Raw genomic sequence first — 25,634 nt, 5'->3', positions numbered from 1 at the left:
CTAAGCGGCTTTGCTTCATGGATTTACGGCTTTGCGCCCTGGAGCTCTTTGTACTTCGCGGCGTATTTGCTTACGCTTTGAACAAAGGTTGCATGCGACCAGGTGAGCGGTGCCACGGACAGTGGCGATCCGTCGAAAGGGTTAAGCTGCTCCGGCAGCAGCCCGCTCGACAAGGCGTGATCGACAACCCATTCCAGCGTCCTCAGCGGACCTTCCAGGTCTGCCAGCGTGAGCGCGGATTCAATCTCGTAATTAGCAACCCACAGCGTGCATATGATCCACGGATTGCCCGGAACCTGGTCGATTTCTCCGGATTGCTGGAAGTAATAATCATTGGTGTATCTGGCGATACCGCCAATATGAGTCCGTACGCGGAGACCTTCTTTTATGGCATTCATCGTCTTTTGCACGCGTTCATCATGAACGGACAAGACGCCAAACTCCCATAATCCGAAAATACTGCTCTCCAGTGTCATATCCTTCACCCACCGGTTATCCCGTTGTACAAGACCGCGGGCGAAACGTCCGGATTCTTCATCCCAGAGATGGGTCAAAATCCCGGTCTTGACCGTATGGGCCATATTACGGTAATGGTCACTCCGCTCATAATCCCCGAACAGCTCGGTGAAGAAGGCGCCTGCCATTAGACCGGCATAGACGGAAGCAGCCGTATACGTCCAGATGCCGTACCGTTCTTCCCACAGATCATAACTTGGCTTCGGAAGCGACAGCTCCGGCTCGATATATTCGCTGAGGAAGGAAGCGGCCTTCCGGATTAAGTTGCTGTATAGCGATTGAGGCAGCTCGATAACCTGATTCCGCGAGTAGTCCTGCCACAACGCAAACAGGACAAGCGCGGTCTCGTCTTCCTGGATCGGAATTCTCTGGCTCCCTTTTACAATATAAGGATGCCAGCTGGAGCCTACCGTTCCGTCCGGATTGTACTTATGATACAGATAACCTTCCGGTGACAATGCATTCGCGCAGAAATAGAAAAACGGCGAAATGACGCTCTGATAGCCAGCCAGCGACATCGCCTCGGCGATTAGCGCGCCGTCACGCGGCCACATATAGCTGTAATGATCCCGGTTGTACTGCAGAATATCCGTATCATTCGCAGCCAAAATAGCGCCTCGCTCATCGACCTGCGTCCGGACAAGCAGCAGACTATGCTTGAACATCCGGGTGACCTCTTTGGGCAAATCCCCTAGATCGGACTCGGAACGCTGCAGCCAATGCTTCCAGTAAATGACGATCCGGCTGAGCAGCTTCTCGGGATGATTATCCTTCACGTATTTATGAAGGGTTTTGACTTCCTCGAGATTTTTGCCAACGGACATCCAGTAATACAGCGTCTTCTCGCCATTGCCCGGCACCGTTGTACGCAGCCCAATCGTACTGTCAACCGAGCCTTGGGCAATCGTATTGCCCATCAGCACGCCGTCTTCCGCGTCGCGCCAGGTTCCCTCTGCGGAGTGAAACCTTTTAATACCGGTAGAATACTGCATAATGCCGCCTTCATCCGTACAGCCGCTGAACATGAAGTAATTCGAGCGCTTATAGTGGAACATCGTATTATTTTCCGGATAATAGGCAGCCGTATCTCCAACTTCCGATCCTTCAATCATCAAATCCTGATGGAAGAAAAGCCGGGCTTCCCGGCTTTCGTTCCTCCTATTGCGCACAACAACCCGTTTAATATAGATGCATTCGCGCTGATGAATACCATCATTCATTTGCAGCTCTACGCCTAATCCCTCATGCCTCGCAATGATGTTCGTCACGAGGGAATCCTCGATATAGTTCAGCTCGAATGTCCATTCCTTCTCATCCAGCCAAGAAAATGCGCCTCCGATCCAGATCCCGAACCGGCAATAGTGACCGCCCACATGGTTTAGCTGTCCGACATACGGAAAATAAATATCCCGAATAAAACAATGTTGATCCAAATTGAGCAGCAGCTTACCATTGCCGATTACAAGGTGACGGGCCATCTTTCAGTCCCCTTTCGAGAAGCAAGAAGTTGATCATACAAGGCTATATAAGCTTTTGCCGAGCGGCTCCAGCTGTAATCTTCCTTACCGGCATTATCTACGATGCGGCGCCATACAGCGTCATCGCGGTAGAAGTGCAGCGCCCGTCTCACCGTATACATGAAATCGTCCGCATTATAATGCGTGAAGCTGAAGCCGTTGCCTTCCCCGGTCTCTTCATTATAGGAGAAGACCGTATCCTTTAGACCGCCGGTTTCCCGGACTACGGGAATTGAGCGGTAACGAAGAGCGAGCAGCTGGCTTAAGCCGCAAGGCTCAAACCGGGAGGGCATGAGGAAAATATCCGAGCCTGCATAGATCCTTCTTGCCAGGCGGTCGTTATAACCAAGCCATACGGCGACTTTATTCGGATAACGGGCGACCAGATGATTCATGGCATTCTCGTATTGCCAATCTCCCGCTCCCAGAACAACAAGCTGTACATCCTCCTGCATAAGCTCGTCAAGCTTCCAGGTAATGAGGTCCAACCCCTTCGACTCCACCAGACGGCTGATAATACCGATCAGCGGGGTTTCTTCCGACTCGGGAAGACCAAGCTCCGCCTGCAAGCTCAGCTTATTCTTCCGTTTGCGGGAAATAGAGGAACGGTAAGGCGTATGTAGGGCATCATCGTTCATCGGATCGAATAATTCGGTATCAATCCCGTTAATAATGCCTGCCAGATCGCCGGAGCGGCTGCTTAGCAGTCCGTCAAGCTGTTCGCCGTGCTCCCAGCTCTGGATTTCCCGGGCATAGGTTTCACTGACCGTTGTCAGCTTGTCCGCATAGACAAGCCCCCCTTTCAGGCAGCTTGCGGCACCGTGGAACTCTAACTTGTCAGCGGTGAACATCTCGTCTCCCGCTCCCAGAAGCTCCTTCAGCAGGTCAATGCCAAACAACCCTTGATACATCAGGTTGTGGATCGTGAATACCGACTTCACGCCTTCCCAGGCTGGATCATTCGAGTAGCGAGTGCGGAGCAGAAACGGAATAAGTCCGGCCTGCCAATCGTGGCAATGAACGATTTCCGGAGTGTAATCCAAGTACCGCACAGCCTCCATAACCGCAACGGAATAGAAGACAAAACGCTCGGCATCATCGTTATAGCCGTATAGACCTCTGCGTCCGAAATAGAATTCATTATCGATCAGATAGAAGACCACACCGTCGATTTCCGCCCGGAACAAGCCGCAATATTGGCTTCTCCAACCAAAATTTACATAAAATTCTGCAATTCGCTCAAAATTCTGAATATAATAATCTGGGATCTCTTCATACTTGGGCATAATAATACGAACATCGGCTCCACGCTGCTTAAGCGCCTTCGGCAAAGCTCCTACAACGTCAGCCAGTCCGCCCGATTTGGCGAGCGGAGTTGCTTCGGAAGCGGCCATTAATATATTCACGCCTGATCACCTCATACCCTATCCATAATTTAATTGCTATTTATATAATCTTACGCTTGCCTGCCAGAAACGGATTTTCGGAAGAACCGCGGATATCACGTTCATACTGTACGCGTACATCCTTATCCAGAATGCAGTGCTGGACCAGGCTGTTCTCGCCGATGTCGCCGTTTTGCATAATGATGCTGTTGCGGACAACGGCACCTTTACGGACATGGACACCGCGGAACAGAATGCTGTTCTCGACCGTTCCTTCTATACGGCAGCCGTTAGCAATAAGGGAATCAGTCACTTTTGAGGTTCCCAAATAGCGGGCTGGCGGCTCATCCTTGCCTTTCGTGAAGACCATTCCCGGCTGGAAGAACAACTCGCGCCATACTTCTGGTTGAAGCAGGCTCATGTTGCTCTGGTAGAAACTCGAAAGGGTATTCACGACAGCCAGATAACCTTCGTGCAAATAACCAAAGACGCGAAGCTTATCGATTCTCGAGAAAATCGCGTGGCGGACCAGGTGGTCCTGCCCTTGGGCTAGGGATGTCTCGACAAGCTCCATCAGGAGATCCTTGCGCATCACGTACATTTCCATGGACGAGATATCGCTGTTCATTCTTCCGTAATGATCCTGCATGGCCGTGACACGGCCATCCGGATCCATCTTCATCTTGCGGGCCTTACCGCCCATCAGATCGGCATCCCGCTTGCATACGACGGTAATATCCGCTTCGCGTTCCTTATGCGCTTCGATAATCGGCTCGAAATCGATATTGCACACCATATGACTGCGGGCAATTACGACATATTCCAGCGTAGAGCGGTTGAAGTAATCGCGGTGCTGGTAGAAATGATATAAGTCACCGCGGCTGACTTCCTGAATATCGTCCGTTGCCGGAGGAAGCAGGAACAAGCCGCTCTGACGGTTATTTAAGTCCCAATGGTCGCCGGAACCGACGTGATCCATGAGGGAACGGTATTTCGTATGTGCGAATACGGCTACTTTATTGATCCCCGAGTTCACCATGCTTGACAGGATGAAATCGATAAGCCGGTATCTTGCGCCAAACGGCACAGTAGCAAGGCAGCGGTTTTGTGTCAGCCGCTCCATATCATCGTTTTCATGAATTAGATTTATAACGCCCATAACCGTATGTTTCATGACGGCTCCACCTCCAGCAGCATAGGTTCATTAGATACAAACTCGCCTACAGCAACAACGGTAATCGCATCATCATCGGGACTGCCGATGCATACGCCGTCTTCAATTACAGCACCTTCACCAATTATCGCCCGGTAGATGCGGGCGCCTTCGCCAATTTTCACATTCGGCATAATGACGGATTCTTTAACGATACTGTTTTTGCCTGTCGTAACGCCAAAGAACAACACTGAACGCTCGACATCGCCTTCCACTATGCAGCCTTCCGTCACCATAGAGGAGGATACGCTCGCCCCGCAAGCCACGTATTGGGCCGGACGGTTAGGGCTGACGGAGAAAATTCGCCATTCTTTATCGGCCAGGTCAAGCGAAGGCTTATCATCGAGCAGATCCATATTGGCTTCCCATAAGCTTTCGATCGTGCCGACATCCTTCCAGTAACCGCGGAAAGCATACGTGCTTAGATGCAATCCGTCTCTCATCATGGACGGGATCACATCCTTGCCGAAGTCATGACTGGAATTGCGGCTGGCTTCGTCGTAAATCAAATACTTCTTCAGTACCGACCAGGTGAAAATATACACACCCATCGATGCGATATTGCTGGTTGGATTTTTAGGTTTTTCTTCAAAAGCCGTAATCCGGTCTTCGTCATCCACGTGCATGACGCCAAAACGGCTTGCTTCCTTCCACGGCACTTCAATGCCGGCAATCGTAATGTCCGCCCCGCTTTTCTTGTGATGCTGCAGCATCAGATCGTAATCCATTTTATAAATATGGTCACCCGAGATGACCAGAACGTAGGTTGGGTCATAACGTTCAATAAACGCCATATTTTGATAAATCGCATTTGCCGTGCCTTTATACCACACCCCGCCTTTTTGTTTGACGAATGGAGGCAGAATGGCCATGCCGCCATCCCTGCGGTCCAGCCCCCATGGGCTTCCGATGCCCAAATACCGGTTCAATTCAAGCGGCTGGTATTGCGTAAGTACGCCAACCGTGTCGATGCCGGAATGCGTGCAATTACTTAAAGTAAAGTCAATAATGCGGTACTTTCCCCCAAAATAGACAGCCGGCTTCGCCAAATCCTTTGTGAGAACCCCTAGACGTTTGCCTTCTCCTCCAGCAAGCAGCATTGCAATCATTTCCTTTTTTCGACCCATGACACCAACCCCTTCTTAATGTGGTCTCCGCCGCCCGCATAGCTGAATAATTGGAAGGATAGAGGGGGGAGATTGATGGAAATGCTCTGGTTATAGCCGTGCCAGCTCACTTTCTCGCTGTCATGCTTCTGTAAACACTGTGAATCGGAACCTCCGAACTGTACCTCATTGCTGTTTAGGATCATGCGATAACAGCCCGGCTGCGGCACGCCTAATCGATAATGGGTATAACCGTTTCTGGAGAAGTTGGCAACCGTAACAGTGAAGCCCTGCTTGCCATAACGAATGAAAGATATGATCGATTGTTCAGCATTATTCACATCAATCCATTGAAATGCGTAAGCGTCCTGATCTCTTTCCCATAGAGACGGTTCATGGGTATAAACATGGTTCAAAGCTTTGACGTAATGGTGCATTTTGCCGTGGAGATCGTATTCGAGCAGCATCCAGTCCAGTGGTTCGCGGTCCTTCCACTCGTCGAACTGTCCCCATTCACTGCCCATAAACAGCAGCTTCTTGCCCGGATGAGCGATCCAATAGCCGTATAACAACCGCAATTGGGCAAATTTCTCCTCGTAGGAGCCTGGCATTTTGTTCAGCAAGGAACGCTTGCCGTGAACAACCTCGTCATGCGAGAACGGTAAAACGTAATTTTCAGAGAAAGCGTACAAAAGTGAGAAAGTAAGTAAGTGGTGGTGGTGTGTGCGGTCGGCAGGATCCATCGACATGTATTGGAGCACGTCGTTCATCCAGCCCATATTCCATTTAAAGTTAAATCCCAGCCCGCCTAAGTATGTAGGTGAGGTGACTGCAGGCCAAGCGGAAGAATCTTCTGCGATCATTAGTGCGTCTGGGTAGTAGTGAAATACGGTTTCGTTAAGCCGTTTCATGAAGCGGAGAGCGTCTAGATTGTCGGTGCCGCCGTACTCGTTCCAGGTGAAGAGCTCGGGCGGTTTATCCATGTGGAGATTGATCATGCTGGCGACGGCATCAATCCGAAGACCGTCGAAGTGGAACATTTCCATCCAGTAGATGGCGTTGGAGATCAGGAAGCTGATCACTTCGTTTCGCTTGAAATCGAAGGCCAGTGTTCCCCATAAAGGCTTTTCGGCAAGCCGCTCGTCATTTCCTTCAAAGATCGGAGTACCGTCAAAGCCGCGCAATCCATGTTCATCCTTGCAGAAATGTCCGGGAACCCAGTCCAGAATGACGCCAATGCCGTACGCGTGGCAGCGGTCGATAAATTTCATCAGTTGCTTAGGCTTGCCGTAACGGCTGGACGGCGCATAATAACCGGTAATTTGATAACCCCAAGACTGGTCGAAAGGATGTTCGTTGATTGGCATCAGCTCGATATGGGTATATCCCATCTTAGCTACGTAAGGAACAAGCTGTTCGGCTAGTTCTTCATAGGTGAGGAAGTTCTCCTCCCCTTTCAGCTGCCAGGAGCCGGCATGCACTTCGTAAAGCATTAATGGATTGGAGTAAGCAGGCGACTTGTGCCTTGAGTCCATCCATTTCTTATCCCGCCACGGGAATCCGTATAGATCAGACACTACGGAGGCGGTTTGAGGACGCCTTTCGGCGAGGAAAGCGTAAGGATCTGCCTTGAGCAGCCGCTGACCTGTTGAGGTCAAAATCTCGTACTTGTAGACAGCACCTTCGGAAAGCCCCGGTATAAAGAGAACCCAGACTCCTGTCGAAGATACGCGCTCCATTAACGAACCGGAACCATCCCAGTTGTTATGCTGGCCAACAAGCCGAACCTCCCTGGCGTGCGGAGCCCACACTGCAAACCTGACGCCATCTTTACCGTCCCAGTCCATGACATGCGCGCCCATGAACCGGTAACTGTGGTGAGAGCAGCCTTTGTTGAACAGATACAAATCGCTCAGCAGAAGGCCATATGGTGCCGTTTGAATCATTTCCGACGATCGCCTCCATTTGGTTAGAATGGTACCGTAGCGTTAAAGGATTCATTCTCTGGTAAATAGGGAGTTACCTCCATTATACATATTTTCATGAAAATAAACACCCCATTTTCAGAAAATGGATGTTATGTTATCTTACATCAATCTGCTCATTTTTCTTTAATACGCGGTTGATGTAATAATGCTTAACACACAATCCTTTCGATACGGCTTGACTTGAACAATTGATCCAGCTGCAATTGACCAGTTTCTTAGTCCTGCGAGGCATAACGGTGTTAGGATCGCCATGTCTCATCAGGCGTTGATGGTGCATGGAGCACAGGTCTCTTGCCTTGACCGGTTTGGAGCAATCATCGATCCCGCATGTTTTCATGTTGTCTGTTTCCCCCTAAGTTTCAAACCTGCGTTTTCTTATATTACCCGAGAACATAGAATCACACAAAACTCGCTGTTAGCTGAACACTCTATCATTTTGTCATAGAAATGACAGCTTCCGCATGTTTGATCCGTTTCATGCCAGCAAGTTTAATTTATTAAACCAAACCGCATTTATTCTTGACGATTTTGTTAAATATAGCAAAGCTATTGTATAGCACAAGCTTAAAGCTTATACTCGATTTTGTGCATTGGCGCGCTTGGAATTAAGGAGGACCAATTTTGATAGCCTTTTACCAAATCTTCCAAATACTCGATCAGCCCATGGTGCTTATTCGGGTATCAAGAGCAGCAACAACGATCCATGAAACGAATGAAGCCTTCTGCAGGCTTTCCGGATATAGACAGGAGCAGCTGAAGGGAATGTCGATCGAGCTGCTTATAGCCAATTATTTGCCTTGCGACTGCAGCTTGCATTTTACGCAGGAGACATTCCTGACATCCGCTAAACAAGATGAGATTGCCGTCCATCTGGAATTTCGGGCTCTGACCATATCCGATCAGGACGAAGCCAGATATGCGCTGATCATCTTCGGGGATAAGAGCGCATATGCGCAAGAAGAGCCGTTAACGGCGATCAAGCAAGTCTATGACTCTTCCAAACGGCTTAAGATGTGGATGGCCAAGCGGGATATAAGCGCTAACCAGATGGCTGCCGCGACGAATATTTCCTTGCAGACTATCTCCAAGCTTAGAAATGGACATATACAAAAGCCCAACCGGTTAACGGCTGAGCTTATTGCAGGAGAACTGCAGGTTGCAGTCAGCGATATCTGGCCGGAAGTCCGTAACGGCCGGTAATCGCTGACTTATTTTTTGGACAAGGCTTGCGTCAAGAATGGAGTCGGTTCCGAGAGATAGTACAGATGCAGCTCATGCATCGCGCGGGTGCAAGCGGTATAGAACAACTTGCGCTCGCTCTCTCTGCCATAAACGCTGCTTGAAGCGTTATACAGTATAACGGCATCAAACTCCACGCCTTTAGCCAAATAAGAAGGAATAACGACGGTGCCGTTCTCGAAGGTTACCGTCTCTTTCTCAATTAGCCGCATTCCAGGACAATGCTGCTCCAATGCCTCATAAGCTGTCCGGCTTTCCTCCGCAGTCTTGCAAATGACCGCAATGGAATTTGCGCCTTCCTCTTGCAGGCGTCGGATTCTCTCCGCGATCATCCCGTTCAGCTCCGATTCGTCCGCAACAGCCGTTACCGTAGGTTCATCACCGTTACGATTAAACGGCACAATTCGACTTCCGCCCTCAATCATCCCACTCGTAAATTCGACAATTTGTTTTGTCGAACGATAGCTGCGAGACAGTACTATTGTCTCAGTCTCTTCATTACTGTACAGCTCTCCCAGCGGATCAAATCCATTCCCCAAAGCTGCATGTGCAAATATCGACTGATTCAGGTCGCCAAGCGCCGTCATCTTTGCCATCGGGAAAACTCTCTTCATATAATAGAACTGGAATGGCGAATAATCCTGCGCTTCATCGATAAACAGATGCCTTACCGATGTATTGGTCTGGAAGCCTTCAATTAAATCCTTCATATATAAGTAAGGTGTTGCGTCTTCATAAGTAAGTATTCCACGGTTAAGCTGATCCAAGGTAAGCCTGCGGATCGCCTCCCATTCAGGCCGACTTTCTAGCCATGGAGCCTGCCCGCTTTCATATAATCGAAGGTATAAGGTCTGCGTGTCGACAAATCTTAGTTTCTTCACACGGCTCCGCAAACGTTTGAATCTTTCCTGAACGATCATTGTAGCCAGCACGTCTTTTTCGCGGTCAAAATCATCAAAGGAGTCCGAGGTATAGCGTTCTTTGCGGTTTAACTCATTAAACGCGTGGATATAGGCTTCTTTATCCAGCAGTTCCATCTCGTCTTCTACCCATTGTTTCTTCCGTTCTTCCTTGCTTAACCGGGTCAGCTCCTTCAGCAGCCAATCGGCTGTCATCTTGAACCGGTTCGGAATCGTAAAGCTTTTGTCCAAGCTGTAAAAATGCTGTTCAATGGCTTCCGCGGTAATCAACTTACGCCCCCGGAACTTGATTGCTTTAAACAATAAACCCGAATCACCAAGCGTATCTACATAACGCTCAATCACTTTCATGAAGGATGCGCCCGATTTATGTCGAATGGAGGCGATACGCGTCTCATAATCCGGATCATCCATGCTTCCAAGCGTATATTCCATCTGAGCAAACGGGTCCTCCAGCGCAAACGATTGCCCAATGCGATGCTCGAGGTATTGCTGGTAAGTTGTTTGCTGCATATTCTGTTCGCCAAGTTCCGGAAGAACCGTCGCGACATAACTGTTAAACATCGGGTTCGGCGAGAACAAGACGATTTGATCGGCTTGAAGCGATCCCCTGTAACGGTAAAGCAGGTAGGCTACACGCTGCAGCGCCGCTGAGGTTTTACCGCTTCCGGCTGCTCCTTGAACGATCAATAGTCTTGCCCGCTCATTGCGGATGATCTGGTTTTGTTCCCGTTGAATCGTAGCTACAATGCTCTTCATCTGGGCATCCGAATGCTTGCCAAGCACCTCTTGCAGCAGCTCGTCGCCAATAGTGACGCCCGTATCGAACATACCGGCAATTTGACCTCGGCGAATGACATATTGGCGCTTCAGCGTCATCTGGCCTTCTATCGATCCGGTAGGAGTATCATATTGGGCAGTACCCGGCGAATAATCGTAATAGAGACTCGAGACCGGCGCACGCCAGTCGTAAATCAAATAGTCCGACCCGCTCTCATCCAGCATGGAGCCAACTCCAAGATAGATCTTCTCTTCCTCGGAGCTTCCATTTTCTATAAAATCAACACGCCCGAAGTATGGGGTCTGCTCAAGTTTTCGCAGCAGCTTAACTTGCTGCGATGCATGCCTGTGGCTGTGCTCCCGCTCCGCAAGAACCTCAGCCTGCTGCTTCAAGCTTGCAGCGGATTCCGCCGCTTCAGCCGCATCCTCGAAATTCAGCGTAACGTCGTCCCAGAAATTTTTCCGGATATCCACGATATCTTCCCGCATACCGCTCGAGCTTTGCAGCAGCTTGCCTAGCTGCTCGCGAATCAGCCGCATTACGCGGTCTACTCGCTTCTGCTCCTCCATTCGCTGCTCGTCCTGCATGATTAATCCTCTCCTTCAAGCGTATTTACGCGAATAACCATAAAAAGTTCGTTACCATTGTAACAAAATCTGCCTGTCAAGGTGAAACGGCTGCGCCGTCCTTAGGCGGGAGCGCGCGTTTCAATCCGGAGAATTGTATTGATCCCCTGATAACAAGCGATTATAATGTCAAAGGCAGAAAATCTATCATACACCTTGTGATGCCCTGCTGCAAGTTCAATGCATCACATCCTTCATATCGAGACCTACAGGGAGGCAATATGTTTAATTTGTGGTTTGGCGCGCTATTTATGCTCGTCCATTTTGCTTTATTTCTGATCTCTTACCGGTTATTTGGCCGCGTGGGTATTTATGCCTGGATCGGCATGGCAACCGTACTGGCGAATGTACAAGTTGTCAAAACCGTCGAAATGCCCTTTGATATCGTAATTACGCTTGGCAATACGATGTATGGCACCATCTATCTGGCATCCGATCTGCTCAACGAGAAGTATGGGGAGCGCGCGGCCAAAAAAGCGGTATGGTTCGGCTTCTTTACGTTGATTGCCTCAACGATCATTATGCAGATGGCGCTTGTCTTCAATCCGGACAGCTCCGAGCTTGCCCATGACACCAATGATGCCCTGCACATGATATTTGGGCTAATGCCGCAAATCGCGCTCGGAAGCTTATGCGCGTATTTCGTCAGCCAGTTTCTCGACGTGAGGATCTATTCCATTCTTAAGAAGGTGTTTCCTGCCCCGGGACAGCTATGGATCCGTAATAACGGCAGTACGGTTATCAGCCAATTTGTAGATACCCTTATCTTCTGCACCATAGCATTTGCCGGTACACTGGAAGGCAGCGTATGGGTTTCGGTCTTCCTCTCGACCTACGTCATTAAATTTATCGTATCCCTTTTTTCTACTCCGTTCTTGTATGCAGCAAGACGATTTACGTTTAAGGAAGAATAACTTAATTTAATGCGCCAAAAAGAGCTCCTGGTCAAGGAGCTCTTTTTGGTAAACTTAATTGGATAATCCAATATCATCAAGCATGATTTTGCCCGGACCGCCAATAAAGCGGAATGTAATCTCGCTGATGGATAAGTCTTTGTTGTCCACCGCGTCGGCAAAGTCATTGAGCGGTACCCGGAACGTCTGGAATACCGACTCCGTGTCATGCTTATACTTACCGCTCTTAATAGTCTTCTCAAGCCAAGGAATAATGGTGTACGTTGTAACGAAAGGCTGCTGAACCGGCATATACGCATTCAGCGGAAGAATAATGGTATCTCCTTCCGTTGACAACAGCTCGATCTGAATCTGCGGAACGGAATCCTGATGGTCAGGATCAAGCTGCGACGCCAGATTGGCAAGAGAGAAAGTGAACATCCGATTCGCTTCGGCTGCGCTTGCAAGCGAGAATGGCTCGGCTAATGATAATGTATAAGAGCTGTCCTCAAGCCACTCGACCTGCGCACCAACTGTTCCTTTATTATTGTGATCCCGATCCTTCACGTCCAGCTCATCCCAGGATTTCAGGTTATCCTCTTCAAGCTTCCCGCCCTCCGGCAGCGTTGTCTTGTTACGGTCTTCGTCGTACCTTGCAATCGCATCAAAGCTCGAGTCTTCATATCTGGACACATAAGCCGTGGAATCGGGCAGCCAGTCAAGGCCAGTACGGTAATCCTGCAGCAGCGGGATATACTCCTCCTGTTGGTGCAGCGTTGTTTCCAGGAATGCCGATACATAGACTTGCGCAGCTTCCTGCTGCTCTGAGGGCTCCATCATTCCTCGCTGGCTTAGGAACAGACCGCCTGGCGGACGTTCGTCCATCGTACCCCACTCGGTATTAAACCGGCTGTGATTCGCCTCAGACAAATAAACGGAAGCTTTCATGTAACCGGAACCCGGAGAAAAGCTTGTCCGAATATATTGCCGGTCTCCGTAAAAGTCGTTCACATCTCCGTCTCTGGCTCCTTGCAGGACCAGATAGTTCACATCGGATAAGTTAGCTGACTTGTTATCAATTGCTTTATCCGTGGGAGCAAGAGCGATTACCGTTTGAATACGAACCTGCTCTTTATTCAGACTGTCCAGCGTCCGGTCGCCGGCAAACCAGGTATCCGGGTCGGCCGCCATTGCTACAGCCTGACCGCCGCGGGAATGTCCGATGAGCGCAATATTGGAGAAATCCACCTTATTATAAAACGCACTATCCGGCTTTTCGCTAAACGTTTGAATCTGTTGAATATGTTTGAGCAGCATCCAGGCTCTGACTTTAAAATCATTATCGGGGATACCCGACCAAGTCGAATAATTCAAGAAATTCTCGTCTACCGAGATAGCGATATATCCGCGGCTAGCAAGCAGCTTGCCCAAATAGTCGTAACCGGCATCCGAAAAATCTTCCATCAGATGATTGCCATGAACCATCAGGACGAGAGGAAACGGGCCATCCCCGTCGGGCATCCATACCCGGCCGTTCAGCGGCAGCTTCTCTTCATCAAAGCCCCAAAACCTTTCCTTCATCCAATACCAGTTTTTAATGTAATCGGAAGCATCCACTGATGCGGAGATCAGCTCAGCGCCTTTTCCAAACTCCTTGCGCTGCTTGTCTGTTCCGCTGCCATAAGTGAAGAACCGATAGCTATAGCTGCCAGGCTCGCCAGGGTTATCCGCGTCGATTGCGGCAACTTCGGAAGCTCCCGTCTCCTCCGCACCAGCGAATACTGCCGCCGCATGCCCGCCGCCATAAGGCTCTTTCAGCCATATAAAAACACCGGACACCATCAAGGCGGCAAGTATTATGCCGGACATCAAACGTAATCGGCTTCTGCTGAACCAGCCGATCAGTATTCCAACTACAGCGCCAATTATCGTATAGAAAACGGCGCATAGAATCGAATTTAAAATTTCAAAATCCGAGTAATACAAAATATAATAGCATTCAAAGCCGACATAGATCAGGAAGCCGGCAAATAACCGCGGTACCGGCACATACATCAGCGACAGGATAATAGCAATAAGCTGTGAAGCGATCAATAAGGCCACTGCATTCGCAAGCACAAATGCCCCTACGTCGATAAACGTCCCAAAACCGGTCGGCATGCCTAATGCGATGGTTATTATTGCTGCGGAGCCGAACAGCAGGAGCCCCGCTGCCCCTGAACGCCAGAGCGGACCATCGTATTCGAGCCGGTTGCCTATTCTGGCACGAAGCCAATCAAGAAGTCTCTTTCCTCGCGGTTCCGGCTCGGGCTGCAAATGCGATTGAACTAATTCGAGTTCCATAGCGACTCCGATTGCTTGACGAACAGCCAATTCCGGCCATCACGGCGTTCAATCTCTACCGGAACATCAAAGAAACGGCTCATTCTCTCAGAGGTTAATACATCGTTGGTAGCTCCTGCAGCAAAAACTTCGCCTTGCTTAATCAATAGCGTATGACTGAAACAAGGCAATATTTCTTCCACATGATGCGTGACATATATAATGGTAGGGCCGTCTTTTGCCACCTTATGAATCATAGTTAACAACTGCTCTCGCGCGAAAACGTCAAGCCCTGTACATGGCTCGTCCAGTATTAGCAACTTAGGCTTTGCCATTAATGCTCTTGCAATCAGGACGCGCTGGCGCTCGCCTTGCGACATCGTATCATAGGTGCGTTCGGCCAAATAAGCACAGCCCAGACTCGTCAGCAAGGTAAGCGCCTGGTCTCGATCCTCTTCATTTGTATGATCGTAAAGTCCAATCGTAGCGAACTTACCGCTTAATACAATGTTGATGGCATTCTCGCTGCCATAGAGCTTTTGCTGAAGTGAGGTACTTACCCAGCCGATGCTTTTGCGCAGCTCACGTAAATCGTATTCTCCAAATTTTTTGCCAAGCACCGAAAGTTGACCGCTGGTTGGCCAAATATAGCCGTTAATCATATTGAGAAGTGTTGTTTTTCCGGAACCGTTCAAGCCCAGTAAGCACCAGTGCTCGTTTGGCTGAACCTTCCAATTAATATTATGAAGGACCTGCTTGTCCCCACGTTCCCAACTAGCCTGCTGAATATCAATAATCATCGGTTGTTCCCTCCCATACATCTATAAATTATAGGTAAAATCGGGCAGAGCGGCAATCCAAAGTTATTGACAGTCCATTAATTCTTTTCCGTATGTAATATCGGAAAACATAAAAAAGCCTTGGCAGCAGTTGCTGCCAAGGCTAATTCTTCAGGTGACCGCGTAATAAAATGGAACAATAACTAATGAAAGCAGTACAGCGATAAGACCAACCGCCATCGCCCAGCCGCCAAGCGCCCTTGCTCCCTGACGGAAAGCAATAAAGCCCAATACAGCTGAAGTGATGCCCAACACCACCGGCCACAGGAACCAGGATGCTGCCGCGAATACAAGCGCTACCCATCCAAGGGCTGTTCCCCCGGACTCCACCGCATCTGCCGCTTCTTCGATTTTCTGTTCTCTCGGTACATAGGAGACTGGGCTGCCTACAGCGAAATCCGCTGCCATTTCTTCGTGGACGTTGCCCACGTTATTTTCGTTAGCCCATTCTTCCACTTTACCGCCGTTCAAATCCGGCATCGCATTGGGTGCAGCCACTTCGTATTGCGGATAATCGTTCTTGTGACGATCCGTGATTTTTACCCCTCGTTGATCCATTCCCCGTCACTCCTTCGGTTTAAAAGTGTGGCAGCAGGTAGCGGATGATTCCGCAGCTTGATCCTGATGATAAAGCCCAAGATCGTCAGCTGCGAATTCTTCGTTGAAGTCAGCATGCTGATCAATGTCGATGGAAATGGCATCAGCATTGCAATTGTTGCCCTCTTTCCAGAAGCCGCAATTGGACACGCTGCAGGTTACACCTTTCGGCATAAAAAAATCACCTCCGATATCAAGTTTCCCTGATCGAAAGTGATTCATTCCGTCCTATTTTTGCCCCTGCATACGGCGCTGGGTCATGTAATCATTCTCATAATACGCCAGCTCGTCGCGGAGCTCTTCGTAAATTTTGGAAACGCTGAGGACGATGTCACGCGCGTGGCGGACAGGCTTGAAGCGGAAACGGATGGCGTCTTGTCCGGTGTAAGCATAACGGCCGTCTTCCGAATAACATTCATTCTTCGGATAGAAGAAGGCATTCACGCACTGATGGTAAACATCGTACAAGGCGCGTTCAGCAAAATCGTTATCGAAATTTGGCCGTCTGAGCAGTACTCCAAGTTTCTCAACCGAGACTTCAGAGAAGACCAACAGATGTCTCAAATCAGACAAGAGGCCTTTGTAAAACGTTTGTGCTTCATCTCCAGTTTCTTCGCCGACTAATTGGTTTAGCGAATACTGGTTAAGAAACGATTCCAATTGATTGATTGCATCTTTTAACTTTGTACGCGATGTTTCACTAAGCGATTTCGCATTGGTCGATGGCATAGGTAGTTCCCCTTTCTTCTACTACGACAAAAAAACTAAGGCATCAACAACATGATACCACAAATTACATTGGTTTGGTACTGGCGGTTCAGACATTGTTCGGCGCATATTTTCGGCCATACGATGCGCAACCTATCCATTAGTGTTGCAACTAAGCTGGCATAGCGATGAAAGGACGAGAAACAATGAATGCGAGAAAATGGGTTGGTATTTGTGCCGTTATTGCACTGGTAGCCATTGTCGTACCCGGTACACGATATATTTTTAATGACCGGAAAGCTCCTGAATCCGAAGTAAGAAATTTCTCGGCACATCAGGAAAAAACTCTAAAAGTAAAAACCTTAAACAAAGATATGGACGCAACCGCTCTGCTCTGTACAACGGAATGCAGCAAGGAATTCCGCAAGCTGATGAACAACGAAACCAAAGAGGGCACGATGAAGGCCCAGACCGATAAGGTCGCCCATTTGATGAACATGCATAAACACATGGTCTACATCAGCTGGATCAATGGCAAGCGAAGCGTGGACCGCGGCGCGCTCCCGGACAAAACAGCTGCACAATATGTTGAAGAGGCAAAAGCTAAAATAAAAGCCAGCCAGCCTTATCACTCAAAGCCGTTCATGAGCGAAACCGGCAGCCGGTACATGGTGCTTGGAGTACCTAGCGGCAAAAATAACGGTATTGGTGTCGTAGGTGTCATCAACCAGGATATCGTTATGCAGGTCGAACGCCATCAAAAACGGAATTTGCGGCTTGTACCTTATCCAGCAGAAGGCAACTACCGGATTGAATCGGTTGAACCTAACACCAACCGCGAAACGACAGTACGGGATGGCGAAGACAATGGCAATGCCAGCCATTATCACGTCAAGGATGTGGTTGTACATTTTCAGGATAAGCTGACAACCCAGCAATTAGAACAAATCAAACAAAAAATCAATGCCGATAAAATTCAGCGCATTGGCGATACCTACGTATTCCGTTCCAAGAACATGGATGCCGACAAAATGGTGCATTACTTCCAAAAATCCTGGAAAACCGAATACGTCGAGCCACATTATCTGTACCTGACGAACGAAACGGCGGATAACACTGCCGACATCATTACTCCTAACGACGCTCTGTATTCCCAATACCAGTGGAATCTGCCTTCCATCGAAACCGAAAAAGGCTGGGGCTTATCCAAAGGGAATGACAAGGTTATTGTTGCCATTCTGGACACCGGCGTCCAAGCCGATCATCCGGATTTGAAGGGCAAACTGCTCAATGGCACAAACATCGTGGATACGAATGCCGCTCCGAATGACGATGTTGGTCACGGTACCCATGTAGCAGGTATTATTGGCGCTACCGTCAACAATGGCGAAGGTGTTGCGGGTATCTCCTGGTATAACAAAATTATGCCGGTTAAAGTGCTCGACAGCAGCGGCGCAGGATCTACCTATTCGGTCGCGCAAGGGATTATCTGGGCTACCGACCATGGCGCCAAAGTTATTAATATGAGTCTTGGCAACTATGCGCAGGCTGAGTTCCTGCACGATGCAATTAAGTATGCTTACGATCATGACGTCGTGATGGTTGCAGCCAGCGGCAATGACAATACGGACCGGCCAGGTTACCCGGCTGCATATCCGGAAGTGTTTGCAGTCGCGGCAACGGATGCGGCGAAAAACAAAGCTTCATTCTCGAACTATGGCGATTACATTGACGTTGCGGCACCTGGCGACAGCATCGCCAGCACTTATCCGGGTAGCCAATATGCGGCCTTATCGGGCACCTCAATGGCCAGCCCGCATGTCGCAGCATTAGCCGGCTTGATTCGCTCGATAAACCCCGACCTCAATAATGAAGAGGTTATGGACATTATGCGCAAATCCGCCATTGACCTTGGCAACAAAGGCAAAGACAACTATTACGGCTACGGCTTGATCGACGTAGACAAGGCACTGAAGTCTGCTTCGAACTACACCACTGCCCTGCAGAACTTCCCAAGCCAAACCGAACGTCGCCTGGAGGCGATTAGCCGGCGGTATAACACGGGGAGCTAAGAACGGCAGATCGCTCGGGACGGGACGTAAACTCTAAACTCTTCCAGAACAAACTTGCCTTTACCCTCAACTCCCGCCGTTCATTTTTATAGAAATGGAAAGCATCCTCTGGCATTTCGCCGAGGATGCTTTTCTTTTGAAGCGATTTTGAAGTGACTTTAAACTGCTCACCTTGCACGAAATGCAGTATATTAAGCTCTTTTTTACCTGTAATCGGTCTTATATTGCATGAAATGCAGTATATTTCTCCAAATATGCGGTTTATAAGCCTTTACAGTGGAATATCCTGCAGTTAATGCAATGTATCTCCCCTCCCTCGCAGCTACATGGAATTATCCTGCATTTCGTGCAACCTAGCCGAGCCCGCCAAGGCTAAGGTGCACCTTAGCCTTGGCTGTAGCAAGCACGGGCTTTGCGAGGCGACCATCGGTTTGAGGTAAACAAATAAGCTCGTTTGCATAAGCCAAGGGAGCTTATTTGTTGTCGTGCAGGAAGAGGGTTGGCGACTAAGGAGAGATACTCCGGCCCCGACGACCCAGCAGCCAACCACCGAAACTTTCCGCAACAAGCAACAAAAAAGCCTCCCGGCGAATGCCAGGAGGCGTAATTTGTTGTCCGTTGCGGAAAGTTTGCCGTAAGCCGGGTTCTGTACTTCAAGTGGTATTAACGGGAACGACCCTCCCACGAAGAAGCGACAATCATCTATCTAGGCTGTTCATTGCTAAACAGCTCAAGCAACCAACCCGAACGAGCCTCGGGCTAAGGCTGCAGCTCTAGGCTGCTACGTTCTCTCGGTCTTGCTCCAAGTGGGGTTTACCAGGAATATAGTCACCCATACTCCTCGTGGTCTCTTACACCACGGTTCCACCCTTGCCTGTGCTGGTGTAAACCAGCCATCGGCGGTCCATTTCTGTGGCACTATCCTTCAGCTCGCGCTGACTGGACGTTATCCAGCACCCTGCCCTGTGGAGCCCGGACTTTCCTCTCGCGGCAACGAGGCCGCCAGCGATTGTCTGTCAAACTTTCCGATGCACGAATAAGTATACAAGGTATTTTACAAAACCTCAACCTGTTTTATCGTCCCAAATGCTACATGAACCGGAAAGGCTCCGTATTAATGGTGGAATAAACAGCTTTTGTCTCATATTTCCGTTCTGCAAGCTGTTGATTCAGCCAGTCGGCTACACGCTGCTTCATAATTTTCTCGACGTTATGACCCGGGTCAATAATCGAAAGACCGTCTGCAAGCGCGTCATGAGCCGTATGGTAATCGACGTCTCCCGTGATGAGCACATCCGCACCGGCAAATTGCGCATGACGGGTGTAACGCCCGCCAGAGCCGCCTAATACGGCAGCCTTCTTAATGACTCGGTTCGGGTCTCCAACCAGACGAACATAAGGTACCTCGAATACTTCCTTTACCTTCTCGACCAATTCGCCAAGGGTGACAGGCTGCTCCAGCTTTCCGCTTCGGCCAAGGCCAAAGGATCTGCCCTTCAGATCAACAGAATACAGGTCATAAGCGACCTCTTCATATGGATGAGCTTTCAGCATAGCCTGAACAACCTTGCGATGAACGCTATGCGGAACAATCGTTTCAATGCGGATTTCCTTTGCTTTTTCCAATTGTCCCTGCTTGCCGATAAATGGATTCGTGCCTTCGCCAGGAAGGAACGTTCCGGTTCCTTCGATATTAAAGCTGCAATGGCTGTAGTCTCCGATATGGCCCGCTCCCGCCTGGAACATCGCTTGAAGCACCTTTTCATGCTGCTCCTCCGGGACAAAAACAACCAGCTTATACAACTTATCCGTATGCACTTCTTCGAGACTTTGGCGGCCTTCAGCCTTAATGCCTACCAGATCGGCCATCCAGTCGTTAATGCCACCGTCAGCCACATCCAGATTGGTATGCGAAATATAGACCGCGATATCATTTTTAATCAGCTTCTCATACAGCCTGCCTGCGGGAGTTGAAGTATCCAGTTTCGCCAAAGGACGGTAAATGATGGCATGATGCGCGATAATAAGCCCTGCTCCTGCGGCAATGGCTTCATCGACAACTTCATCCGTCACATCCAATGCTACAACGATATTCCGGATCTCCTTATTCAACGTCCCAAGCTGCAGCCCGATTTTGTCATTCTCAACCGCGTAATGCTTTGGCGCAAGCTGCTCCATTATTTGGATGACGGTCTGCCCGTTTGCAAACATTGAAGCACCTCCTCGATTACATTCATTTCTTCACGGAATTGCTGCTTCTTCTGTTCCGCTTGCTCAAGATCGGATTGGGACATCTGGGCTATAATCTTGCCAAGCTTATCAAGCTCCAGACGCCACTTTTTGAAAAATACTTCCTGCGGTGCACGAAGCAGATGCGGCCCCATCTTCTCCAGAATCACAGCCCCCTTCTCCTTATAAGTGGGGAGTGTAAGGAAAGAAGGATCATACACTTCCGTATTCCGTTTCTTCCATTCAGCCTCATCAAATTTAAAGGCATGCAGCACTTCGTAAATTTTATCGTCTTCCTCCAGAATGGACTCTTCCGCAAGGAACCAACCGCGCTTCAATAGCCAGCTTCGCACAAACTCTTCGCCGACATTAGGCTGCAGAACAAGCTCCTTTACCCCTTCCAGCTTACCGGCTGAATAACCTTCTTCAAGAATGCTGCTCATTAAGCTGCCGCCCATTCCCGCAATGGTTACCGTATCGGCCTCGCCTGGCTGCAGAACGGATAAACCGTCCCCTCTGCGGACCTGCAGCTTGCCGGTAAGGCCCGCATCCGCGGCTTGCTTACGTGCAGCTTCGAAAGGACCGGGATTCAGCTCGCCTGCAATAGCAGACGGCACTTTGCCCGATTGAATCAAAAATACCGGAAGCAGCGCATGGTCGGAACCGATATCCGCTACACGCGAGCCCGGTGTTACAAAGTCTGCAATCCTTTGCAGACGTCTCGATAGTTTCAACATTAAGCAACCCACACCATCCATTGTTTTCGCATAAAGAACAACAGTCCGCCGCCTGCAGCAATCTTTAAGAGCAACTGAAGCTGCAGTTGCAGCATAACCGGTTCTTTCCATACAATCATTTCGTATAACTCCGGCATAAACCACAAAATCGCGCATGCCGCGAATAAAACCACGGCCGCCTGCTTGGACCAACGATGGACAAACCAGCTCCCCCACCCAAACAGGACCGAAAGAGGCATCCAATACAGTTGTGATTCATACCACTCCGGCGCTTTCGTAAACTTGGCGAGCAGCCATGCATATACCATTATTCCCGCAAGCCAGCCGCAAAGATGCAGCAGCTGGATTCTTGCCGCAATTCCGTATACTACCCAGAACAGCGCGCAAAAACCAAGCATTCCCGCCTGCCAACCCCATTCCGTCATCTCATGCTGATCTAATATGTATAGGCCTGCACCAAGCATCAACAACATGCCTGCACCGGTTACAGCAAGCCCCGCTGACTCGTGGCGCCGCCTCAAACGGGCGCCAAACCATAGCAATCCAATGACGCCAACGGCCGAAACCCCAATTTGCAATAGAGGGTGAAAAACGTTAAAATAAAGCACAACAAAGGAAATAAAGGTAAAAAAACCAAATGTAAGGAGCCAATGTTTGCCGGAAGCCTGTTGAACGGCCATTACCGCTTTGGCAATCGAATGATTGGATTCACGTTTGGCTTCTTGATCATGATCCATATACAAGTTAAGCAGAAAATCACAATATTGGTCCGGCAGCAATTTGCTCCTGCTCCAGTGCTCAATTTCTCTGACGATAATCTGGCGTCGCTCTTCATTCATATGCCTTATGTTGTCCTCTCAGGTAGAATGACGATAGGGTCAATTGGAAAAAAAGACCTTGCTGCAAGAGCAGAAAGGTCCTTATCGGTTAAAGCTATCTTATTCTAGGAAATCTTTAAGCCGTTTGCTGCGGCTTGGGTGACGGAGCTTCCGGAGTGCTTTCGCTTCGATCTGACGAATCCGTTCACGGGTTACGCCGAATACTTTGCCAACCTCTTCGAGGGTGCGAGTACGGCCATCGTCAAGGCCAAAACGCAGACGGAGTACATTTTCCTCACGCTCTGTCAATGTATCAAGAACATCTTCCAACTGCTCCTTGAGCAGCTCATAAGCCGCTGCGTCAGCAGGTGCAAGTGCTTCCTGATCCTCAATGAAGTCGCCAAGATGCGAATCGTCTTCTTCACCGATCGGTGTTTCGAGCGATACCGGCTCTTGAGCAATCTTCATAATTTCCCTTACTTTATCGGTGCTAAGTTCCATCTCTGCAGCGATTTCTTCCGGGGTCGGTTCGCGCCCGAGCTCTTGAAGGAGCTGTCTCGAGACCCGGATCAACTTGTTGATCGTTTCGACCATGTGAACCGGAATCCGAATGGTACGCGCTTGGTCCGCAATGGCGCGCGTAATTGCCTGGCGAATCCACCATGTTGCGTACGTACTGAACTTAAAGCCTTTTTGATGGTCAAACTTCTCTACCGCTTTAATCAGACCCATGTTGCCTTCCTGAATCAAATCAAGGAACAACATTCCCCGGCCTACATAGCGTTTCGCGATACTGACAACGAGACGAAGGTTTGCTTCCGCAAGTCTGCGCTTCGCTTCCTCATCCCCGTTCTCAATCCGTCTTGCCAATTCGATTTCATCATCCGCCGACAAGAGCGGAACACGGCCGATTTCCTTCAAATACATGCGTACAGGGTCATTAATTTTAATCCCTGGAGGAAGAGCCAGGTCATCGTCGAAGTTGAAGTCATCACTTTCGCGTTCCGAATCTTCTCCGCGGTTAAGCGGGTCACGATCCTCGTCCCTCTCGTTCAATACCTCAATTCCCAAATCGTCAAGCTGTTCGAAAAACTCATCGATTTGCTCCGGATCCTGATCAAACGGCGATAATTTCTCCATAATCTCTTTATAAGTTAAGGAGGCTCTTTTCTTCCCCTGTTCAATCAATTGTTCCTTCACTAAATCCAATTTTTGTTCGGCATCTAGTTCAGTATGCTGATCATTCGCCATATTCCGACTCCCTCCTCCCTAGAACCGATCGTCAAGTCGTTCCTTTTAGCTGTCTCTCTAGGGTTATAATCTCACTTAACATTTGCGCGGCGAGCAGATGATCTCCGGCGCGTTCCGCCTGCATCATTTCCTCTTTTTTTCGGTCGATCTCCCGGAACCTAGGTACTTTGATAATGTCCTGAATATCGGCTTCCAAAATTGCATCGTCAAAAGGAAAATCTCCGTCCATCATCAGAATGGCTGCAGCCGTTCTCTCCAGACGTTCGTCTTGGAGCGAGGCAATAAACCTCCCGGCATCCGGATCATAGCCCTGCGCATAAAATGCGTATAAATAAGCAGCAAGCGCTGCGTGATCCTCAATATTGAACGCGTCTCCCAGCTTTTCATGGACCGTTTGCGCCACATCCCTGTCTCGCATCATCACATGAAGCAGCCTCCGCTCAACATACGTATAAGCAGGCATTAGCACAGGAGGCCCCGATCTTCGGCGATTTTCATTCCTACCATTATTCCACGAATTGTCGTTATTATCCCTTCCGGGTTTCTTTTTTTGCAATTCTTGATGCTTAATATGACAATCCTGCTTTAATACCTCTAATGGGAAATTAAATTCGCGTGAAAGCTCCTGCAGGTAAACCTCGCGTTCAATAGCCGAATCAAGCTCTGCCACAATTCCGGCGGCTTCAAGCAAGTAATTTTTCCGACCTTCTTCTTTTAGCAGTATATGGTTTTTTCTTGAATATATAAGCTTAAATTTTGTAGTTGTGACAGGCTGATCAATGACTTCTCGAAGATAATCATCCGGACCGTATTCGGTAATATATTCATCCGGATCCTTTCCTTTTGGAAGCATGGCCACCATCACTCTAAGCCCTGCTCCTTCGAGCATCGGAATAGACTTCATAGCGGCAGCTTGTCCGGCGTCATCACCGTCATAACAGATCACAATTTCTTCAGCCTGCCTAGCAAGGATGCTGCAATGTTCTTCCGTCAAGGCCGTTCCCATTGTGGCAATCCCGTTCTTTACGCCAGCACTCCAAGATTTAATAACATCCATATACCCTTCGAATAAAACAACTTGCTTGCTCTTGCGGATGGCAGGTCGCGCATGATGCAGATTGTAAATCGTGCGGCTTTTCGTAAACAGCATCGTTTCCGGTGAGTTCAAATATTTCGGCTGGCCTTCACCGATTATTCGTCCCGCAAACGCCGTTACTTTGCCGTCCCGATCCCAAATCGGAAACATAATTCGTCCCCGAAAACGGTCCACATATCCGCTTCCGTCTGATTTCGCGGATAGCAGCCCCCCTTTTTCCATTAAGGAGGAATCGAAATTTCTGGCTGTTAAGAACCGGCTTAGCGTATCCCACTGTTCCGGCGCATAACCGATCATAAAATGATTGATCAGTTTGTCGCCAAGCCCGCGATCGCGCAAATAGTCTTTAGCGGCACGGCCATGCTGCGTATTGTTCAACAAATAGTTGTACAGCTTTGCAGTCAGCTCATGCGCTTCAAGAACAGCGCTGCGTTCCGTATCGGCTGCCGTTGGCTTCGAGCCGTCCGGATTAGCCCATGTAACAGGTATGCCTGCCTCTTCGGCAAGCACTCGGACCGCTTCTGGAAAGGTATAGCTTTCGATCTCTTCCACGAACCGGATAACGTTGCCTGTCTTGCCGCAGCCGTAGCAGTGAAAAATCTGCAGCTCCGGCGTCACGGTGAAGGAAGGCGTCTTCTCCGAGTGGAAGGGACAAAGCCCTTTCATATACTTGCCGTTCTTAGAGAGATGAACGTATTTGCTCACCGTATCTACGATGTCATGATGACGGCGTACCGCCTCAATAACGTCATCCGGTATTTTACCGTAGGTCATTATCCAT

General features: G+C 49.2%; 20 protein-coding genes and 1 other RNA gene. 3 read left to right on the top strand and 18 right to left on the bottom strand.

What is annotated here, in order from left to right; translation table 11 throughout:
- Positions 1-23: 23 nt before the first annotated feature.
- The 6 genes from PJDR2_RS11520 to PJDR2_RS11495 all read right to left on the bottom strand — a co-directional run bounded on the left by PJDR2_RS11520 (position 24) and on the right by PJDR2_RS11495 (position 8,062).
- A complete protein-coding gene (locus PJDR2_RS11520; protein WP_015843862.1) occupies positions 24-1,994 on the bottom strand; it encodes a glycoside hydrolase family 15 protein in 1,971 nt (656 codons plus the stop codon).
- Positions 1,976-3,439: a glycogen synthase GlgA gene (glgA, locus tag PJDR2_RS11515; RefSeq protein ID WP_015843861.1), complete on the bottom strand. Its 1,464-nt coding sequence runs from the start codon at positions 3,437-3,439 to the stop codon at positions 1,976-1,978. The genes PJDR2_RS11520 and glgA overlap by 19 nt, the downstream gene beginning before the upstream one ends.
- A 40-nt stretch (positions 3,440-3,479) precedes the next feature.
- A complete protein-coding gene (glgD, locus tag PJDR2_RS11510; protein WP_015843860.1) occupies positions 3,480-4,592 on the bottom strand; it encodes a glucose-1-phosphate adenylyltransferase subunit GlgD in 1,113 nt (370 codons plus the stop codon).
- Complete coding sequence (locus PJDR2_RS11505; protein ID WP_015843859.1) at positions 4,589-5,758, bottom strand: glucose-1-phosphate adenylyltransferase; 1,170 nt, start codon at positions 5,756-5,758, stop codon at positions 4,589-4,591. Before PJDR2_RS11505 ends, glgD begins: the two co-directional genes overlap by 4 nt.
- Positions 5,737-7,683 carry a 1,4-alpha-glucan branching protein GlgB gene (gene glgB, locus PJDR2_RS11500; protein WP_015843858.1) on the bottom strand — a complete coding sequence of 649 codons (1,947 nt, stop codon included), beginning with the start codon at positions 7,681-7,683 and terminating at the stop codon, positions 5,737-5,739. Before glgB ends, PJDR2_RS11505 begins: the two co-directional genes overlap by 22 nt.
- Before the next feature lie 136 nt (positions 7,684-7,819).
- Positions 7,820-8,062 (bottom strand): hypothetical protein, encoded by a 243-nt coding sequence (locus PJDR2_RS11495; RefSeq protein ID WP_015843857.1) that lies wholly within the window; start codon positions 8,060-8,062, stop codon positions 7,820-7,822.
- Positions 8,063-8,346: 284 nt separating this feature from the next.
- Between PJDR2_RS11495 and PJDR2_RS11490 the strand changes: the two genes are divergently transcribed.
- Positions 8,347-8,925: a helix-turn-helix domain-containing protein gene (locus PJDR2_RS11490; protein WP_015843856.1), complete on the top strand. Its 579-nt coding sequence runs from the start codon at positions 8,347-8,349 to the stop codon at positions 8,923-8,925.
- Positions 8,926-8,933: 8 nt separating this feature from the next.
- Here PJDR2_RS11490 and helD read toward each other — a convergent pair whose 3' ends face one another.
- The gene (gene helD, locus PJDR2_RS11485; protein ID WP_015843855.1) at positions 8,934-11,252 is read right to left on the bottom strand and encodes an RNA polymerase recycling motor HelD; all 2,319 of its coding nucleotides are present in this window, start codon (positions 11,250-11,252) and stop codon (positions 8,934-8,936) included.
- Between the two features lie 260 nt (positions 11,253-11,512).
- Between helD and PJDR2_RS11480 the strand changes: the two genes are divergently transcribed.
- The gene (locus tag PJDR2_RS11480; RefSeq protein WP_015843854.1) at positions 11,513-12,205 is read left to right on the top strand and encodes a queuosine precursor transporter; all 693 of its coding nucleotides are present in this window, start codon (positions 11,513-11,515) and stop codon (positions 12,203-12,205) included.
- 54 nt (positions 12,206-12,259) lie between these two features.
- Here the strand turns inward: PJDR2_RS11480 and PJDR2_RS11475 are convergent, their stop codons facing one another.
- The 5 genes from PJDR2_RS11475 to PJDR2_RS11455 form a co-directional block, all read right to left on the bottom strand.
- Positions 12,260-14,527 (bottom strand): alpha/beta hydrolase family protein, encoded by a 2,268-nt coding sequence (locus tag PJDR2_RS11475; RefSeq protein ID WP_015843853.1) that lies wholly within the window; start codon positions 14,525-14,527, stop codon positions 12,260-12,262.
- The gene (locus PJDR2_RS11470; RefSeq protein ID WP_015843852.1) at positions 14,512-15,306 is read right to left on the bottom strand and encodes an ABC transporter ATP-binding protein; all 795 of its coding nucleotides are present in this window, start codon (positions 15,304-15,306) and stop codon (positions 14,512-14,514) included. Before PJDR2_RS11470 ends, PJDR2_RS11475 begins: the two co-directional genes overlap by 16 nt.
- A gap of 150 nt (positions 15,307-15,456) precedes the next feature.
- Positions 15,457-15,903, bottom strand: a complete 447-nt coding sequence (locus tag PJDR2_RS11465; RefSeq protein ID WP_015843851.1) for a hypothetical protein — start codon at positions 15,901-15,903, stop codon at positions 15,457-15,459.
- Between the two features lie 6 nt (positions 15,904-15,909).
- A complete protein-coding gene (locus tag PJDR2_RS11460; RefSeq protein WP_015843850.1) occupies positions 15,910-16,116 on the bottom strand; it encodes a DUF1540 domain-containing protein in 207 nt (68 codons plus the stop codon).
- A gap of 54 nt (positions 16,117-16,170) precedes the next feature.
- A complete protein-coding gene (locus PJDR2_RS11455) occupies positions 16,171-16,671 on the bottom strand; it encodes a YpuI family protein (RefSeq protein WP_015843849.1) in 501 nt (166 codons plus the stop codon).
- Positions 16,672-16,856: 185 nt separating this feature from the next.
- Here PJDR2_RS11455 and PJDR2_RS11450 point away from each other — a divergent pair, with 185 nt between their 5' ends.
- The gene (locus PJDR2_RS11450; RefSeq protein ID WP_015843848.1) at positions 16,857-18,722 is read left to right on the top strand and encodes a S8 family peptidase; all 1,866 of its coding nucleotides are present in this window, start codon (positions 16,857-16,859) and stop codon (positions 18,720-18,722) included.
- Between the two features lie 620 nt (positions 18,723-19,342).
- On the opposite strand, the gene rnpB is transcribed toward PJDR2_RS11450, so the two are convergent.
- The 6 genes from rnpB to dnaG all read right to left on the bottom strand — a co-directional run bounded on the left by rnpB (position 19,343) and on the right by dnaG (position 25,627).
- An RNA gene (rnpB, locus tag PJDR2_RS32270) (RNase P RNA component class A) lies at positions 19,343-19,747 on the bottom strand.
- A 64-nt stretch (positions 19,748-19,811) separates the two neighbouring features.
- Positions 19,812-20,933, bottom strand: a complete 1,122-nt coding sequence (locus PJDR2_RS11445; RefSeq protein WP_015843847.1) for a Nif3-like dinuclear metal center hexameric protein — start codon at positions 20,931-20,933, stop codon at positions 19,812-19,814.
- Positions 20,900-21,688 (bottom strand): tRNA (adenine(22)-N(1))-methyltransferase, encoded by a 789-nt coding sequence (locus PJDR2_RS11440; RefSeq protein ID WP_015843846.1) that lies wholly within the window; start codon positions 21,686-21,688, stop codon positions 20,900-20,902. Before PJDR2_RS11440 ends, PJDR2_RS11445 begins: the two co-directional genes overlap by 34 nt.
- Positions 21,688-22,527: a hypothetical protein gene (locus tag PJDR2_RS11435; RefSeq protein WP_015843845.1), complete on the bottom strand. Its 840-nt coding sequence runs from the start codon at positions 22,525-22,527 to the stop codon at positions 21,688-21,690. The genes PJDR2_RS11440 and PJDR2_RS11435 overlap by 1 nt, the downstream gene beginning before the upstream one ends.
- A 99-nt stretch (positions 22,528-22,626) precedes the next feature.
- The gene (rpoD, locus tag PJDR2_RS11430) at positions 22,627-23,757 is read right to left on the bottom strand and encodes an RNA polymerase sigma factor RpoD (protein WP_015843844.1); all 1,131 of its coding nucleotides are present in this window, start codon (positions 23,755-23,757) and stop codon (positions 22,627-22,629) included.
- A gap of 31 nt (positions 23,758-23,788) precedes the next feature.
- Positions 23,789-25,627, bottom strand: coding sequence for a DNA primase (gene dnaG, locus PJDR2_RS11425; protein ID WP_015843843.1), 1,839 nt, complete (start codon positions 25,625-25,627; stop codon positions 23,789-23,791).
- Between the last annotated feature and the right edge of the window lie 7 nt (positions 25,628-25,634).

This window comes from Paenibacillus sp. JDR-2, from assembly GCF_000023585.1.
In the GTDB taxonomy this organism is placed as follows: domain Bacteria; phylum Bacillota; class Bacilli; order Paenibacillales; family Paenibacillaceae; genus Pristimantibacillus.
The sequence above is the reverse complement of the archived record's forward strand: the minus strand, read 5'-3'. Positions and strand labels throughout refer to the sequence as shown.